Source organism: Alkalihalophilus marmarensis DSM 21297, assembly GCF_000474275.2.
Lineage (GTDB): Bacteria > Bacillota > Bacilli > Bacillales > Bacillaceae_D > Alkalihalophilus > Alkalihalophilus marmarensis.
This window is the reverse complement of sequence record NZ_ATAE01000030.1, coordinates 12,938-28,362: the sequence shown is the minus strand read 5'-3', so window position 1 is coordinate 28,362 and position 15,425 is coordinate 12,938. Positions and strand designations below refer to the sequence as shown.

Genomic DNA, 15,425 nt, shown 5'->3' with positions numbered 1-15,425 from the left:
TATCATTACAACGGCTGGACAGTACGATGGGTTAGAGAGGAAGGACGCGAGATGGCGTTTTATACATGTGCTTATTGCAGCTTTCGATATAATGAGCAGCACGGGGATTCTAAAAATGGAGTTCCAAAAGGGACACCATTTGCACAATTAGCGGGCACATTGTGCTCAAGGTGCGGTATGCAAGGAGATAGGCATATAAGGCAAGCAAACCCTAAATATAAGGGTTTAGAAGCGCAGTACTACGATTTGTTTGCTGGTAAATCAGGAGTTGCTTTTTTTCGAGAATGGGTTTTAGCCTCAAAGAATCTATCTCATGTGCTGGATTTAGGCACTGGTACGGGAAGAATCGCTGTGGAGCTCGCTAATGTTGGTATTCCAGTTACTGGGGTGGATTGGAGCAAGGAGATGTTAGCTTTGGCGAACAAAAAAGCTAACCGTATAACTAACCAAATGACGCTGATTGAAGAAGATGCTCTTATATTAAACTGTAAACAGACATTCAGCCATGTTTTATTAGCTGATGGATTCTTTCAGTACTTCACCACAGTTAAAGAACAACAAGAACTATTAGCGATGGTCAGGAACCATTTAGGGAATGAAGGTAGAATTGCCATCGATCTCATTATACCTCCTCCAACTACTTTGTGGAAAAATCAGCATCAAAAACAAATGACGTCCATAAAGACCGTGGAGTTGACGGTGGAAGGCTTCACTTCATTAAGGGAACAGCTTTTTCATTATTCAGCAATGTATGAGGTATATCGTGAAGGAGTTTCCCAAACAAAATATAAGGTTGAGCGAGAACTCAGTTTTATAACTCCTAGAGAACTTGCTTATTTATTGAAGCTTGAAGGATTTTCTGTGACTGATATGGTTTGTGATTATCAACCTAACCAAAAGATAGGCGATACAATAAAGGTTGCAGAATCATCTTGTGATGTAACTCCCTTAAGTGTTGATGAAACATTGGAGGATAGATTTGAAGATATAAATAAAGGCAGGCTGCATCCTTATACAGAGGATAGCTGGAAAGATGGAGGCTACCCGTTTGGAGTGAAAAGTACTGCTAATAACCAACCGATTATGTGGACGATTATTGCCGAACTGAAGGAGAAAAACAGATGAAGAATTTACATAGGAATTTAATTATAGGTATGCTTTTATTATTAATGGCAGCATGTGGAAATAGTGAAGGAGTTACTGCTACTGAAGAAAAAGATGAGACTTATTCTGTGGAAACATTGCAGCATGAAGAAGCATATAAAGAAGTAGAAATTGAAAACATTGAAAATGTACTTGTGTTTTCAGAAGTACCTAAAAGAGCTGTTTCACTGAACCAACATGTTACAGAGGTTATGCTGGCCCTTGGTTTAGAAGAGAGTATAGTAGGGACTGCATATTTGGATGATGAAATTTTACCAGTATACAAAGAAGCGTATGAAAAAATTGCCGTTTTATCTGACCAATATCCCTCCCAAGAAGTATTGTTAGCCCAAGAGCCTGATTTTGTTTATGCTGGCTGGGAAAGTGCATTTAGGGAAGACAATATTGGAACAATAGAACAGCTAAGCCAATTTGGAATTAACGCTTATTTACATGAATCTTCTAAAATCGTAGGACCGAGCATTGAACATATTTATCAAGATATTCGTAATATCTCAAAAATATTCAATGTGAATGATAAAGGCGAGGAACTGATTAATGAAATGCAAAAAGAATTAACAACCATTCAAACACGAATCCCTAAGAACGAGGAGCCTTTGAGGGTGTTTGTATATGATAATGGTGAGGCGGCACCATTTACTGTGGGACAGAACTTTCTAAACGAAATTGTGACAATGGCAGGTGCAGAAAATATCTTTAATGATATTGATAGTAATTGGGGTGAGGTAAGTTGGGAGGCAGTAGTCGATCGGGATCCAGAGGTGATTGTTATTATTGATTACGGTCAAACCACTGCAGAAGAAAAAAAGAACCTATTATTAAACCACCCAGGATTGACAGATGTGACTGCTATTAAAGATGAGCATTTTATTGTCATGCCATTGTCTGCTGCTGCAGAAGGTATTCGAGTGCCGCATGCCCTTGAAATATTGGTTGAAGGTCTATATAAGTAAAAGAAGAGGTACTATGTAAAAAGTCTTTACCATAATTAGGTAAAGACTTTTTTGTGAGCAATACTTACTTCCTAGTTAGTTGCTTTAATTGCTCATCCCGCGTTTTTTTCTCCTCTTCTGATGCTAAGTCATACTTCTTTAAAAGGTGAAAGAGTTCATTTAATTCCAGTTGGCTAGGCTTAGACTGTAGAAACCTAGTGCACTGTGAGTACACATCTTTAGGAAGGTATTCCTTTTGTGATCCTAATTTGTTTTCAACATCTTCAAATGGATGATCTAATTTACAAGAACTCATGTTAAGTTCCTCCTTATTCGTCATTTATGAATCAAGTACAATTCGTTCTGGGTGAGAATAGATATTAAAAGACTGCCCGCGAATAAATCCCACTGCGGTAATATTTAAATCGTGTGCTAACTCAATCGCTAAGTTTGTAGGAGCAGATTTTGATAGAACAATTCCAACGCCTATTTTGGCCGCTTTTGTTAAAATTTCAGAGGAGATTCGGCCGCTGAAAACGAGAATTTTATCTTTTACTGGAATTCCATTTAACAATGAATATCCATACAGTTTATCTAGTGCATTATGCCGTCCGATGTCTGAGCGGCTGACGATTAATTCATCAGCCGTACATAATGCAGCATTATGTACGCCGCCGGTATCCTTAAATACATGACTGGATTCCTGCATCAGCTTCATTAAGTTTATGCATTGCGTGGCTTTAATGGTCATGTTAATCATGGATGTTTTAGCCGTTGTCACGTCATTTTGGAAATAAAATTGCCTGCTTTTGCCGCAGCATGAGCCGATAAACCTCTTAGAAAACAGCTGTTGGTTTTTTACCTCTTTTGAATGTAAGTGAATATAGGCAAAGCCACGGTTTTTATCGATTGTCATGTCTTTAATTTCTTTTTTAAATCGAATGACGCCTTCTGATGCTAGGAATCCGATTACCATCTCCTCAAAGTCACAGGGACTGCATACCATCGTTGCGAATTCTTCATTATTTATAAAAATGGTTAAAGGGAATTCGATCGCTATTTCATCTTCTTGTTCTATAAATTCCTGATGACTGTATTTAATGATCGACCTAGATGAACTTAGAGATTCGCTCAATTCCTTCTCCCCCTTTCGTGATGAACTAAAGCTAATTTAAATGGCTTAGTCATATAAAAATAGGAACGCTACAAATATAAACATAATCTATAAATCTGACAAGTCTTAATGATTAGTGAAAAAGTAAATTTAATTGTCTGGTGGATATTTATTCTGCATAGATATTGAATTTTTTTTGAATTAACGGTATGATTTAAATAAATTCATTAGTCTGTAACATTTAAAATCCTGAGATAGCGCACCTGTCTTCAGTTTTACTTGACCAGACATTGTAAGCGATTTCTATTATGAGGGAGTAGGACCCACAAATACAATCCTCAATAAAGATTTTATTAAAAACGAATTTGAAATGAATATATTCATAGTTGGCTTGGCACTTAGCAGCGATCCTGTAAAAGACTAACCACCGTTCTCGTCCATGATCTTGGATAGTTCGGTGGTTTTTTGTTTGATTACTGCAGTATGAGGTTTTGATTACTACAGTGTGATGAAAAGCAACATGTTAAACGTAATCTTAGGAGTGAAACAATATGGGAAAAACAAAACACCAAGGCCCTATTAAAGGAACAAAAATGCCGCAGCCTAAACATTGGGTAAGCCCTATACCATTTGGACTTGGAAAAGTAAAACCAAAACATATTAGAGATTCGATGAAAATTGCTTGGGAAAATAAAGATAATATTGGATATGCGACTAGAATCTTAACAAAAGGGGTGTGTGATGGTTGTGCCCTTGGGGTTTCTGGCATGTTCGACCAAACCTTAAAGGGCCCGCATATGTGTACGACACGACTTAATGTGTTGCGCTTAAATACCGCTCCGGCCATTGACGAAGAAATTTTGCATTCAGATATTGATGAATTAAGAAAATATGACAGTAAAGAGCTGAGGAAATTAGGGCGTATTCCTTATCCTCTTATTCGCCGCAAAGGAGAAAGAAAGTTTTCTCGTTTAACATGGGACGATGCAATGGATATGATTGCAGATAAGATGAAACAGCTTAATCCGAGACAATATGGTTTTTATCTTACATCAAGAGGGATAACGAATGAATCGTATTATGTAGCAGCTAAAACGGCCCGCTTTTTAGGCACGAACAACATTGATAATGCAAGCCGTATCTGTCACTCTCCAAGTAAAACCGCGCTTAAACGTTCGATTGGCGTAGGAGCTTCAACATGTAACTATCAGGACTGGTTCGGAGCAGACGTATTATTATTTTGGGGCAGTGTAGCTTCAAATGCATCTCCAGTTTCTACAAAATATATGTTAGAGGCTAAAAAGCGCGGGGCAAAAATCATTGTGATTAACCCGTATAAGGAACCAGCAATGGATAAATATTGGGTTCCATCTAATGTAGAGTCTGCTTTATTTGGTACAAAGCTTGCCGATGATTTCTATCAAGTAAATATTGGCGGAGATATTGCATTCATGCAGGGAATTATGAAGCATTGGTTTGAAATGGAGGCCATTGACCCAGGTTCTGCGATCAACCATGAATTCGTTCAGCAGCATGTAAATAACTTTAAGGAATTAAGAGATCATGTTCAGACTCAATCTTGGGAAGAAATCGTAAAATCTTCTGGGATTACAAAAGAGAGAATCATTGAGCTCGCAGTACTTTTAGCGAAAAGTGAAAATGCAGTCTATGCATGGGCGCTGGGACTCACTATGCACGCTTTTGCTTCAGACAATATTTCTCAAGTAGCAAACCTTGCCCTTCTTCGTGGTCATCTTGGACGTAAATATAATGGACTTATGCCTTTCCGTGGTCACTCCTCCGTTCAAGGATCAGGTGAGATGGGGGCAGATCCGTTTGTCTTGCCTGGCGGGGATTTTGTGGAAGAGAACATTAATCGTATGGAGAAAATTTGGGGATTTGAAATTCCGAAATGGCAAGGTGATGTGGTAGGTGTTACGTTAGAAAATATCGTTCTTCCAGAAGACCATGAGCGTAAAATCAAGCTTTATTATATGTCTGGCGGTAATTTCTTAGAAACAATGCCTGACCCGGATTTCATTGAGAAAGCTTTATCAGAATTAGAAATCCGAGTACATCAAGATATTATTTTAAATACTTCAACGCTCGTAGATGCAAAAGAGGCGGTCATTGTATTGCCGGCAAAAACACGTTATGAGCAGGACGGAGGCGGTACGTCTACTTCTACTGAACGCATGGTATACTTCTCGCCAGAAATTGAAGGGAATAAAAATCGTATTGAAGAAGCCCGCTCTGAGTGGAAAATCTACGTAGACTTAGCGCACCGAGTGAAGCCGGAGACTGCTCATTTAGTAGACTTTAAAACGGGGCAGGAGATTCGAAATGAAATGGCGGTCGCCAACCCGAATTACGAAGGTGTGCAAGACTTGAAGAAGCAAGGCGATGTGTTCCAGTGGGGCGGAGCGTGGTTGTGTGAAGATGGAATTTGTCCTACTCCAGACGGTAGAGGGAGCTTAATTCCAGTAGAAATACCTGATATGGGGAAAAAGGAAGGCAACTTTGTATTAACAACACGCCGCGGGAAGCAATTCAACTCGATGGTCTACAAAGAAACGGATCCATTTAATAATGCTGAGCGATATGACGTGCTTATCAATGCGAAGGATGCACAGGAGCTGAGAATTGCCCAAGGAGAAGGAGTTGTTATTTATAATGATTTCGGAGTCTTCCAAGGCAAGGCAAAATATGCCGACATTACATCAGGAAATTTAGGTGTGCATTTTCCTGAAGGCAACTTCTTATTACCTAAAGGGAGATATGAAAAGCTTGCTAAGATTCCTGATTATAATGTAGCAGTAAAAGTAGAAAAAGCAGACCGCTATAATGCAAGAAAAGATACCAAATATGTAGAGAAGAAGATTGATGACTTAGAAATGACGGTCGGTTAATCTAAGTAACACTGTAATTGCTTCTGCAATTACAGTGTTTTTTTATACATGATTCGAGGCAAATGTAAAAATTATCCCACATTATTGTCAGAATTCTTTATTTTTCAAATAATTTGTTATACAATAAAAACGTAATGTTATATAACAGTCAGGTTCTAGACTTATATTTCAAGGAGGCAGATTCATATGACTAAGTATTTGAAAGTTGGTAATTTGCAAGTAGCACCAGTACTTTACGAGTTTATTAATAAGGAGGCTCTCCCGCAAAGCGGCGTCAATGAACAAGAATTCTGGTCTGGTTTGGAAACGTTAATTACTGAGTTTGCACCAGGAAATAAACAACTGCTTGAAGATAGAGAGGACCTCCAGCAAAAAATCGACAATTGGCACAAGGAAAATAAAGAGACATTTGATTTTAATCAATATAAAACGTTCTTACAAGAAATTGGTTATCTTGAACCGAAAGTAGAAGAGTTTAAGATTACAACAGAGAATGTGGATAATGAGATTGCGCTGCAAGCAGGTCCTCAACTAGTTGTACCAGTAAATAATGCACGTTATGCCTTAAACGCAGCTAATGCGCGCTGGGGAAGTTTATATGATGCATTATATGGAACAGATGTGATTTCTGAAGATAATGGTCAAGAAAAAGGGAAGGCATACAATCCTGTACGCGGTGAGAAAGTCATTGCCATGGCTAAGGAATTTCTAGATGAAACAGCTCCATTATCTAACGGGTCGCATAAAGATGCAGAAAAATATACAGTCGAAGGTGGAACGCTGGTTGTACATAGTAACGGGGTGACATCTGAATTAAAAGAGTCATCACAATTTTTAGGGTATCAAGGGACAACAGAAGACCCATCTACTCTGTTGCTAAAGAACAATGGTCTTCATTTTGAGATACAGATTGACCGAGAACATCCTATTGGGAAAACGGACCGAGCAGGAGTTAAAGATGTTGTGATGGAAGCAGCGATTACAACTATTATGGATTGTGAAGACTCTGTTGCAGCAGTTGATGCAAAAGATAAGGTAGGAGTTTACGCGAATTGGTTAGGACTAATGAAAGGTGATTTAGAAGAAACGTTCACAAAAGGTGGTCAGTGTGTGACGCGCACACTTCAGGAGGATCGTAATTATACAACGGCAACAGGTGATACGTTGACTCTTTCCGGCAGGTCGCTTATGTTCGTTCGTAATGTAGGGCATTTAATGACGAATAATGCTATCCTGGATCAAAATGGAAATGAAGTGCCTGAAGGTATTCTAGATTGCATGGTTACTAGTTTAATTGCTAAGCATGACTTGCTTAATAACAGCAAGGTTCAAAACTCTACTAAAGGTTCCATTTATATTGTAAAACCAAAAATGCACGGATCAAAAGAAGTGGCATTCTCTAACCAATTATTTAACCGTGTAGAGGATCTGTTAGGTCTAGAACGTCATACGATTAAAATCGGTGTTATGGATGAAGAGCGTCGTACATCCCTCAATCTTAAAGCTTGTATTAAAGAAGTAAAAGACAGAGTAGTATTCATTAATACTGGCTTCTTAGATCGTACAGGTGATGAGATGCACACTTCCATGGAAGCAGGTGTAATGATCCGTAAGAATGATATGAAAGCGTCAACTTGGCTGCAGTCTTATGAAAAATCGAATGTCAATACAGGACTTGATTGCGGATTGCCAGGGCGAGCTCAAATCGGCAAAGGAATGTGGGCAATGCCAGACCTTATGGCAGAAATGCTTAAACAAAAAGATGGTCAGTTAAAAGCAGGTGCGAACACGGCTTGGGTGCCATCACCAACGGCTGCTACGCTGCATGCGATGCATTACCATAAAGTAAATGTGGCAAATGTACAGGAAGAATTGAAGAGTACGATTCAAGACTTGCAAGATCAAATTTTACAGATTCCTCTTGCAAAAGAAACAAACTGGAGTGCAGAGGAAGTTCAACAAGAGTTGGATAATAATGCTCAAGGGATCCTAGGCTATGTAGTCCGTTGGGTAGAGCAGGGTGTCGGTTGTTCTAAAGTTCCAGATATCAATAATATCGGTTTAATGGAAGATCGTGCGACTCTGCGTATATCAAGCCAGCACGTAGCAAACTGGCTGCATCATGGGATATGTTCCAAAGAGCAGGTCGAAGAAACGCTAAAACGAATGGCAAAGGTTGTAGATCAGCAAAATGCCGGCGATCCTACTTATCGTCCTATGGCAGATGATTATGAGAACTCCGTTGCTTTCCAAGCAGCATTAGAGCTTGTATTGAAAGGGTGCGAACAGCCTAGCGGGTACACGGAGCCTATTCTTCATAGACGTCGTATCGAATTTAAAGAAAAAGTCGCTAGTCTAGCCCAAACAAAATAACAGGTTAAATCATTGTAGAAAATGCGTAGGGGATGTATCCCTTACGCATTCTTCGTATGTACGAAAAAAAATTCTTATTTTTTGTTGACAATATACCTAGCTGGGTATATTATAGTTATTGAAGGCAGCACACAACTTAAAATAAATAAACAATGATTAAATAAAAAGGGAGGGTCACTTATGAAAGAAATGACTGCAAGAGAAGTTGAGTCATACTTAATGAAGAAAGAACCACTAAATATTATTGATGTGCGTGGAGTGGATGAAGTGGCTGAAGGGAAAATCCCTGGTGCCCTAAATATTCCTTTAGGGTTGCTTGAATTCCGCATGCATGAATTAGATAAGTCTAAAGACTACATTATTGTTTGTAGATCAGGTGCTAGAAGCGGGCGTGCCACGCAATTCCTTTCAGAGCGCGGATATCAGGTAACCAATATGGTTGGTGGGATGATAGCGTGGAATGGAGAAGTAGCATAAATTTTTTTGGAACATAATATACCCTATCGGGTAATAGGGGGGTAATCTTGAAAGGTGTTACAGTCTTTACGACCAATAGATGTCCATATTGTGTTATGTTAAAAAACTTTTTGAATGAATATCAAATTTCTTTTAAAGAAGTAAACGTGGAAGATAAGCCTGAATTAATGCAGCAGCTTGTAAATACTACAGGTCAAATGGGAGTTCCACAAACAAACGTCGATGGTAAGTGGGTTATTGGGTTTGATCCTAATGAAATTATGAGTTTAATCAAAAAAGCTTAATCAAAAATTCAAATTAAAAACTGGGGGAATATAAAATGAGTAAAAAAGTAGCTATTATCGCGAGTAATGGTGGAATGTTTGATGCATACAAAGTATTTAATATCGCTACAGCAGCAGCTTCAACAGATCAGGAAGTATCCATCTTTTTCACATTTGAAGGGTTGAATTTAATCCATAAGGAAGCACATAAACAATTAGCTATGCCAGAAGGAAAAGAACAAATTGCTGAAGGGTTCAAGGAAGCAAATGTTCCAGGCATCCCAGAATTAGTAGAGATGGCTCAAGAGTTAGGAGTTAGATTTATTGGTTGTCAAATGACGATGGATGTAATGGGACTTGAAAAGAAAGATTTTGTAGATGGAATTGAAGTTGGCGGAGCGGTAACCTTTTTAGAGTTTGCTAAAGATGCCGACGTAACGTTAACTTTTTAATTAAAAAAATTTTACTATCAATTATACTATAGGGGGTAATTTGAATGTCAGTAAAAGCGATGACTGCTAAAGAAGTAACAAGAAAAGTGATGGAAAAAAAAGAACTATTTATTTTAGATGTACGTAACGAAGGAGATTTTGCTGATTGGAAAATTGAAGGAGAAAAGTTTGAGTACCTAAATGTCCCTTACTTTGATTTGATCGATGGAGTAGAGGGTATTATGGATAAGCTGCCAAAAGATAAAAAGGTCCTAGTGGTCTGTGCAAAAGAAGGTTCTTCAATCATGGTAGCTGAGATGCTTCTAGAAGCTGGCTTAAATGTATCCTATCTTTCTGGCGGTATGAAAGCTTGGAGTGAGCATTTAGAGCCTGTAAAAGTTGGGGAGCTAAGTAATGGCGGAGAGATGTATCAATTTGTTCGTATCGGAAAAGGGTGCTTATCTTACATGGTTGTCTCTAACGGAGAAGCAGCTATTATCGATGCAACGAGAATGACAGAGATTTATATAGACTTCGCTAGTGAGATAGGAGCAACGATTAAGCATGTATTTGATACACATCTTCATGCTGATCATATTTCAGGCGGCCGTAAAATCGCTGAAGCTACAGGTGCAGCTTACTGGCTTCCACCAAAGGATGCTGAAGAAGTTATTTTTGAATATAATGCACTACAAGATGGAAATGAAGTGAAGATAGGGGATACAAAAATTAATATTCACGCCTTATATTCACCTGGTCATACGATTGGTTCTACATCATTTGTAGTCGATGAAAAATACCTATTATCTGGTGATATCCTATTCATTGACTCAATCGGCAGACCAGATCTTGCTGGAATGGCAGAGGACTGGGTTGGCGACTTGCGTGAGAGCTTATACGTTAAGTACAAGGAGTTATCTGAGGAATTAATCGTACTGCCTGCTCACTTTATGATTATTGAGGAATTAAATGCTGATGGAAGCGTAGCAAAGAAATTAGGGACTTTATTTGCAGAGAATCATGGCTTAAATATTGACGATGAAGAGACATTTAGAAAATTAGTAACTAAGAATCTTCCACCGCAGCCTAATGCATACCAGGAAATTCGTCAAACAAATATGGGGAAAGTAACTCCTGATGTTGACGAACAAAGTGAAATGGAGATCGGCCCTAACCGCTGTGCCGTTCGTTAAGAACACTTTCATAGCCCCGCTGCCTAAGCAGCGGGGTTTTCATTTGGGACATGGATTAAAGTTTTTTTGGCTTATTCGTTAAGTAACGTGAAAATGAGAGTATAGATAGGATGAAAAAAACACCAGTTAAAATGAGGAAGAGGATGCTTATATTGTGATTTAAAAGCAATCCGATTCCACTAATTAAGGCGGCAATAAGGTAAATAATGCAATAAAATAGATGTTTGTTTACGTTTCGGAACATACCTGATTCCTCCTTTTATCTATCCCTTACCCATGGTTCAAGTGGAGCTAAACAGGGTATTAACATTTACAAATTATTATATGAATTAGATTTTCCTTCCAATATACGTTTATATGATTAATAATATAGGTATAGGGGTAAAGAAGGCATCGTATCAATATTCATATATTAATGAATCATACAATCATGTTGAGCCAAGAGATATCGGAAAAGGAGGACCGTGATGGGTAGACTTATTACTTATTCACCTCGCTTTATCAGTAATCCCGTGGACTTAGTAGCAGAACATAAAGAAAAATTAGTAGCCTTGACAGGGAAAACGATTAAAAGTATATGGATTGCTTGGGATCATCAAAGTAATAGGTGGTTGAGAGAAATGCCTGTGGTTATTGAGGCGGGGAACGAGCAAATTGAGCTTTGTGCAAATCGGATTGGCGAGTATTCAATCACCTTTAACACAATTAATTTAGAGTTCGCACCTTCTAGTATGCAGATATCATGGGAAGAGAACAAATTAAATGAAATACATAGAGTATTAAATCAAGAGATACGATCAACAGAAATGATTGAAAGCACGGTTCATATCTCCTGCCTTAAAGAAGATCAATTAAGTGGAAAAGTAGCGGTTGATTATGTGATTGACGGAATTGGATTTAATTTAGAGCGGGGGTATTTAGCAGTGTGTAATGGGCTTGATGAAAATATTATTTTAACAAGTAATGACTTTCATCAAACGATAAAATGTACAAGTATCAAATGATTTAGTTCTAGTGGTGTCGTGCGCTAGGGCTTTTTTGCTGTATATTTGCAGGAATAGTCAGTTTGCCCGCGAATTATCTAAGGATGGACTATATAAATAAAAAGGCGCCTAAGGGGTGTTTACATCTGAAGATACAAAAAAGCTCTGTTATTTTATTTTTATTGTTTTTGACGATGCTTGCTAGTCTTGGATTTGGCCGCTTTTCTTTAGGAGCCATTTTACCTTTTATGAAAGATGGAATAGGTCTAGATTACAGGCAGATTGGCTTTGTCGCTTCTGCAGCTTTTATAGGGTATTTGATAAGTGTAGCTGTTGTAGGTTACTTTGTCGTTAAGATTGGTGCCAAAGTTGTCATTAACGTCTCCCTTACGATTATTATTGTAGGGATGCTTATTAATGCCAATGCAGCAAATTTCTTTGTAGCTGTCGTTGGTGTGCTTCTTTTAGGGATAGGCTCAGGCGGTTCTTCTATACCAGCCATGGGCTTAGCTGGAAGCTGGTTTTCAAATAAAAACAAAGGAATGGCGATAGGGATTGCAATGGGCGGCCTTGGAGTCGGGATGGTCATAAGCGGTATACTTGTTCCACAAATCGTTCGTGAGAGTCCTGAGGGTTGGAGAGACAGCTGGTATATCCTGGCGGGTATTACTTCTTTGTTTATCTTGATTAATGGATTATTCTTGAAAAATGCACCAGCATTAAAACATCAGGTTCAACCCCCGATAAATAACGACCGTTCCTTAGATATGAATTCAACCCCCTCTATTTATCGAAATAAAAAAGTGTGGACAATAGGATTTATATACTTAACTTGGGGATTCAGTTATTTAGTATTTTCTACTTTTTTAGTTGATTATCTTATGTTTGATTTAGGTTACTCAAAAGAACGATCAGGGCTCTATTTCTCTATTGCAGGAGCGCTCAGTATAGCAAGCGGGTTTATATGGGGGACGATATCGGATAAATTAGGGAGAATGTACGCCTTATCAGCTGTATTGCTGATTCAATTTACAATGCTTATAGCGTTATCTATTTCTATATCTCCATTATTGGTTGCTATTGAAGTAGGTATATACGGTCTTACTTTATGGGCCGTCCCAACGATTATGAATGCGGCTGTAGCAGACTTTGTTTCTCCAAAAGCTGTACCAATAGCTATGGGGTTTGTCACGATCTTTTTTAGTGTCGGCCAGATCATTTCTCCTTTAGCTACGGGGGTCATTATAGAAATGACAAATCAGTATTTCGGAGCACTTATTTTATCAGCATTTGTTAGTTTAATAGGGGGCATGGCTTGTATGAAGATGCATCAATTACAGCGAAAAAAGGATGTCTATTCATTTAAACAAGAAAAAGCACATTTGTAGCAGGAGTGAGAATAAAAAAATGCAGCCACGATTCGTAGTTACAGGTACAGACAGCGGAGTAGGGAAAACAACTATTACGTTAGGTTTAATGGCATCCTATAAAAAGAAAGGTAAAAGCGTTCAAGGATATAAATGCGGCCCCGATTATATTGATCCAACGTTTCATCGCGCTATTACAAAGCGCACGTCTCATCAACTAGATACATGGATGACTTCATCTGAATGGGTTAGGCAAACATTTATTGATGCAAGTACTGATGCGGACCTATCAATCATTGAAGGAATGATGGGTTATTATGATGGCCGTTCAGCCTTAAGTGATGAGGGAAGCACATACGAAATAAGCAAAATCTTAGCTGCTCCTAGTTTATTAGTAATTGATATCAGCGGAGCAGCTAGAAGTGCAGCTGCGATTGTGAGAGGATTTCAACTTCTTCAAAGTGATTCCACGATTAAAGGAGTGATTCTTAATCAGGCAGGGAGTTCAGGTCATGCGGAATTATGTAAGAGCGCAATAGAACAATTATGCCAGATTCCTGTAGTCGGGTACCTGAAAACAGGGGATACACCCAATTTGCCAGAGCGTCAACTAGGACTGATATCCGCTCTTCAAGAAGGTGAGTATGATCGTTTGATTGAACAATTAAGCACTACGGTCGAAAAGCAGTTTGATTTAGATTTGATCCATAAGATTGCGAGCGGAGCACCTTTTATTCCCCCTCCCCCACGTGAAGTCAAATACAGTTCACCTGCTAAAGAAAAGGTGAAAATAGGAGTTGCCTTTGATGAAGCATTTCATTTTTATTACGAAGCAAATCTCGACTTGCTAAGGCAGGAAGGAGCTGATCTACGCTACTTTTCTCCATTGAAAGGAGAAGGCATTCCAGCTGATTGTGACGGGCTTTATTTAGGCGGAGGTTTCCCAGAAGAATATGCGAGCCATCTTTCTTCACATCCACTATTATTTAAACAATTAAAACAGGCGGTTTTCGATGACATGCCGATTGTTGCAGAGTGTGGGGGCTATATGCTCTTATGTGAAAGCCTTAGCATGACAAACGGAAAAAGATACCCTATGGCAGGTATTATTCCGCATCATATTCAGATGAATGAAACCTTATCAGCTATTGGCTACAGAGAAGTAAATATTGTAGAAGATTCAATACTGGGAATAAAAGGGACGAAGCTTAGAGGGCATGAATTTCATTATTCTTCTATTAGAAGTCATGAAGAAGTTAACCCTTGTTTTCAATATGATAGCTGGGGTAAGAACGAGTTCCAAGGATATTTAGGAGATTCTTTTGTAGCTAGTTATATCCATCTTCATTTTGCCTCCAATCCTTTGGTAGTCAAAAATATAATTAATGCCTGCTCCGAATATAAGAAGAAAAGGTCTAACCTCATGTAGAGTTAGACCTTTTTTTGTACGTAAATAGGTAAGCTGTATTTCTAAACCCCAGTTTGAGATAGATGCTGAAGCCCATTTGACTAGAAGCTAAAATCCAGCTCGTTGTATGGGGGGCGGAATAGAGTATGATTTTTTCACATAAGTGGCTTCCTAAACCTTGCTTTCGATAATCAGGGTCAATATAAATATTATCTAAACAGGCTCGTTTGGACTTTCTTGTTGAAGATATGCGGCCAAATCCGACAGGTGTTAGGTGATCGTACATTACATATTGGTTAATCCCTTCCTGCTCTATCTGTTCTAAATTTACAGCATTTAACTGAAAATACGTGTTCACTTCCTGTCCTTCTGTATAATCCGTTATTTCACTAAGTTTCATAGATGAAGATTTGTAAGAAGTACTCAATTCGAGTTCAGCAATATCTTCTAGGATCATGAGATAGTGGGAGGATGAAAGATAATAAGAATATAACTGAGGTGCTTCTTGCCTTGAAGTGACGAGTGTCAAATAATGAGGGCTAAAGGGAGCTTTTTTGGATACTTTTCTAAGACCACAGGGAGTAATAAAAAGCTCATGTCTTCTGTCGCCAACAGGATACCCGTATGTAACATGGATAAAATTCTTTTCCTCTTTAACAGTCGTTCTATGAGTATAACGGCATGCGATTAAGCCCCACACGAAGTCGTGCAGTGCTTCTTGAGAGATGTTCAAAACATCCTTCCTCTCTTAATGTTGAATAAATTAAAAGTCCTTAACCGTATACTTATACCCGATAAAATATGAATCAAA

Annotated in this window: 14 protein-coding genes; 11 read left to right on the top strand and 3 right to left on the bottom strand. The window is 38.5% G+C overall.

From position 1 onward, the window contains the following. Positions 1 to 51: 51 nt before the first annotated feature. Entirely contained in the window at positions 52 to 1,125 is a 1,074-nt protein-coding gene (locus tag A33I_RS10300; RefSeq protein WP_022628349.1) for a methyltransferase domain-containing protein, read from the top strand. Next, positions 1,122 to 2,117, top strand: a complete 996-nt coding sequence (locus A33I_RS10295; protein WP_022628348.1) for an ABC transporter substrate-binding protein — start codon at positions 1,122 to 1,124, stop codon at positions 2,115 to 2,117. The genes A33I_RS10300 and A33I_RS10295 overlap by 4 nt, the downstream gene beginning before the upstream one ends. 64 nt (positions 2,118 to 2,181) lie before the next feature. On the opposite strand, the gene A33I_RS10290 is transcribed toward A33I_RS10295, so the two are convergent. Next, positions 2,182 to 2,412, bottom strand: coding sequence for a hypothetical protein (locus A33I_RS10290; protein WP_022628347.1), 231 nt, complete (start codon positions 2,410 to 2,412; stop codon positions 2,182 to 2,184). A gap of 24 nt (positions 2,413 to 2,436) precedes the next feature. After that, positions 2,437 to 3,231: a formate dehydrogenase accessory sulfurtransferase FdhD gene (fdhD, locus tag A33I_RS10285; RefSeq protein WP_022628346.1), complete on the bottom strand. Its 795-nt coding sequence runs from the start codon at positions 3,229 to 3,231 to the stop codon at positions 2,437 to 2,439. A gap of 530 nt (positions 3,232 to 3,761) precedes the next feature. Between fdhD and A33I_RS10280 the strand changes: the two genes are divergently transcribed. From A33I_RS10280 to A33I_RS10235, 9 genes are all read left to right on the top strand, one after another. Further along, the gene (locus tag A33I_RS10280; RefSeq protein WP_022628345.1) at positions 3,762 to 6,119 is read left to right on the top strand and encodes an FdhF/YdeP family oxidoreductase; all 2,358 of its coding nucleotides are present in this window, start codon (positions 3,762 to 3,764) and stop codon (positions 6,117 to 6,119) included. 186 nt (positions 6,120 to 6,305) lie between these two features. Continuing rightward, positions 6,306 to 8,492, top strand: a complete 2,187-nt coding sequence (locus tag A33I_RS10275) for a malate synthase G (protein ID WP_022628344.1) — start codon at positions 6,306 to 6,308, stop codon at positions 8,490 to 8,492. 180 nt (positions 8,493 to 8,672) lie between these two features. Further along, positions 8,673 to 8,969, top strand: coding sequence for a rhodanese-like domain-containing protein (locus A33I_RS10270; RefSeq protein ID WP_022628343.1), 297 nt, complete (start codon positions 8,673 to 8,675; stop codon positions 8,967 to 8,969). A gap of 47 nt (positions 8,970 to 9,016) precedes the next feature. Next, positions 9,017 to 9,253 carry a glutaredoxin family protein gene (locus tag A33I_RS10265; protein WP_022628342.1) on the top strand — a complete coding sequence of 79 codons (237 nt, stop codon included), beginning with the start codon at positions 9,017 to 9,019 and terminating at the stop codon, positions 9,251 to 9,253. A gap of 35 nt (positions 9,254 to 9,288) precedes the next feature. Continuing rightward, entirely contained in the window at positions 9,289 to 9,684 is a 396-nt protein-coding gene (locus A33I_RS10260; protein WP_022628341.1) for a DsrE/DsrF/DrsH-like family protein, read from the top strand. Between the two features lie 44 nt (positions 9,685 to 9,728). After that, the gene (locus A33I_RS10255) at positions 9,729 to 10,856 is read left to right on the top strand and encodes an MBL fold metallo-hydrolase (protein ID WP_022628340.1); all 1,128 of its coding nucleotides are present in this window, start codon (positions 9,729 to 9,731) and stop codon (positions 10,854 to 10,856) included. A gap of 467 nt (positions 10,857 to 11,323) precedes the next feature. Then, positions 11,324 to 11,860, top strand: coding sequence for a hypothetical protein (locus tag A33I_RS10245; RefSeq protein ID WP_022628338.1), 537 nt, complete (start codon positions 11,324 to 11,326; stop codon positions 11,858 to 11,860). 83 nt (positions 11,861 to 11,943) lie between these two features. Beyond that, complete coding sequence (locus A33I_RS10240; RefSeq protein ID WP_022628337.1) at positions 11,944 to 13,227, top strand: MFS transporter; 1,284 nt, start codon at positions 11,944 to 11,946, stop codon at positions 13,225 to 13,227. Between the two features lie 19 nt (positions 13,228 to 13,246). Further along, positions 13,247 to 14,635, top strand: coding sequence for a cobyrinic acid a,c-diamide synthase CobB (locus tag A33I_RS10235; RefSeq protein WP_022628336.1), 1,389 nt, complete (start codon positions 13,247 to 13,249; stop codon positions 14,633 to 14,635). On the opposite strand, the gene A33I_RS10230 is transcribed toward A33I_RS10235, so the two are convergent. Further along, positions 14,628 to 15,347, bottom strand: a complete 720-nt coding sequence (locus A33I_RS10230; RefSeq protein ID WP_022628335.1) for a GNAT family N-acetyltransferase — start codon at positions 15,345 to 15,347, stop codon at positions 14,628 to 14,630. The two genes, A33I_RS10235 and A33I_RS10230, sit on opposite strands and share 8 nt — an antisense overlap. Positions 15,348 to 15,425: the final 78 nt, after the last annotated feature.

What these genes read in the sequence shown, in the direction of transcription:
- A33I_RS10300 (WP_022628349.1), top strand. Translation starts at nt 52, where the DNA reads ATGGCGTTTTATACATGTGCTTATTGCAGCTTTCGATATAATGAGCAG.
- A33I_RS10295 (WP_022628348.1), top strand. Translation starts at nt 1,122, where the DNA reads ATGAAGAATTTACATAGGAATTTAATTATAGGTATGCTTTTATTATTA.
- A33I_RS10290 (WP_022628347.1), bottom strand. Translation starts at nt 2,412, where the DNA reads ATGAGTTCTTGTAAATTAGATCATCCATTTGAAGATGTTGAAAACAAA.
- A33I_RS10280 (WP_022628345.1), top strand. Translation starts at nt 3,762, where the DNA reads ATGGGAAAAACAAAACACCAAGGCCCTATTAAAGGAACAAAAATGCCG.
- A33I_RS10275 (WP_022628344.1), top strand. Translation starts at nt 6,306, where the DNA reads ATGACTAAGTATTTGAAAGTTGGTAATTTGCAAGTAGCACCAGTACTT.
- A33I_RS10270 (WP_022628343.1), top strand. Translation starts at nt 8,673, where the DNA reads ATGAAAGAAATGACTGCAAGAGAAGTTGAGTCATACTTAATGAAGAAA.
- A33I_RS10260 (WP_022628341.1), top strand. Translation starts at nt 9,289, where the DNA reads ATGAGTAAAAAAGTAGCTATTATCGCGAGTAATGGTGGAATGTTTGAT.
- A33I_RS10255 (WP_022628340.1), top strand. Translation starts at nt 9,729, where the DNA reads ATGTCAGTAAAAGCGATGACTGCTAAAGAAGTAACAAGAAAAGTGATG.
- A33I_RS10245 (WP_022628338.1), top strand. Translation starts at nt 11,324, where the DNA reads ATGGGTAGACTTATTACTTATTCACCTCGCTTTATCAGTAATCCCGTG.
- A33I_RS10240 (WP_022628337.1), top strand. Translation starts at nt 11,944, where the DNA reads ATGGACTATATAAATAAAAAGGCGCCTAAGGGGTGTTTACATCTGAAG.
- A33I_RS10235 (WP_022628336.1), top strand. Translation starts at nt 13,247, where the DNA reads ATGCAGCCACGATTCGTAGTTACAGGTACAGACAGCGGAGTAGGGAAA.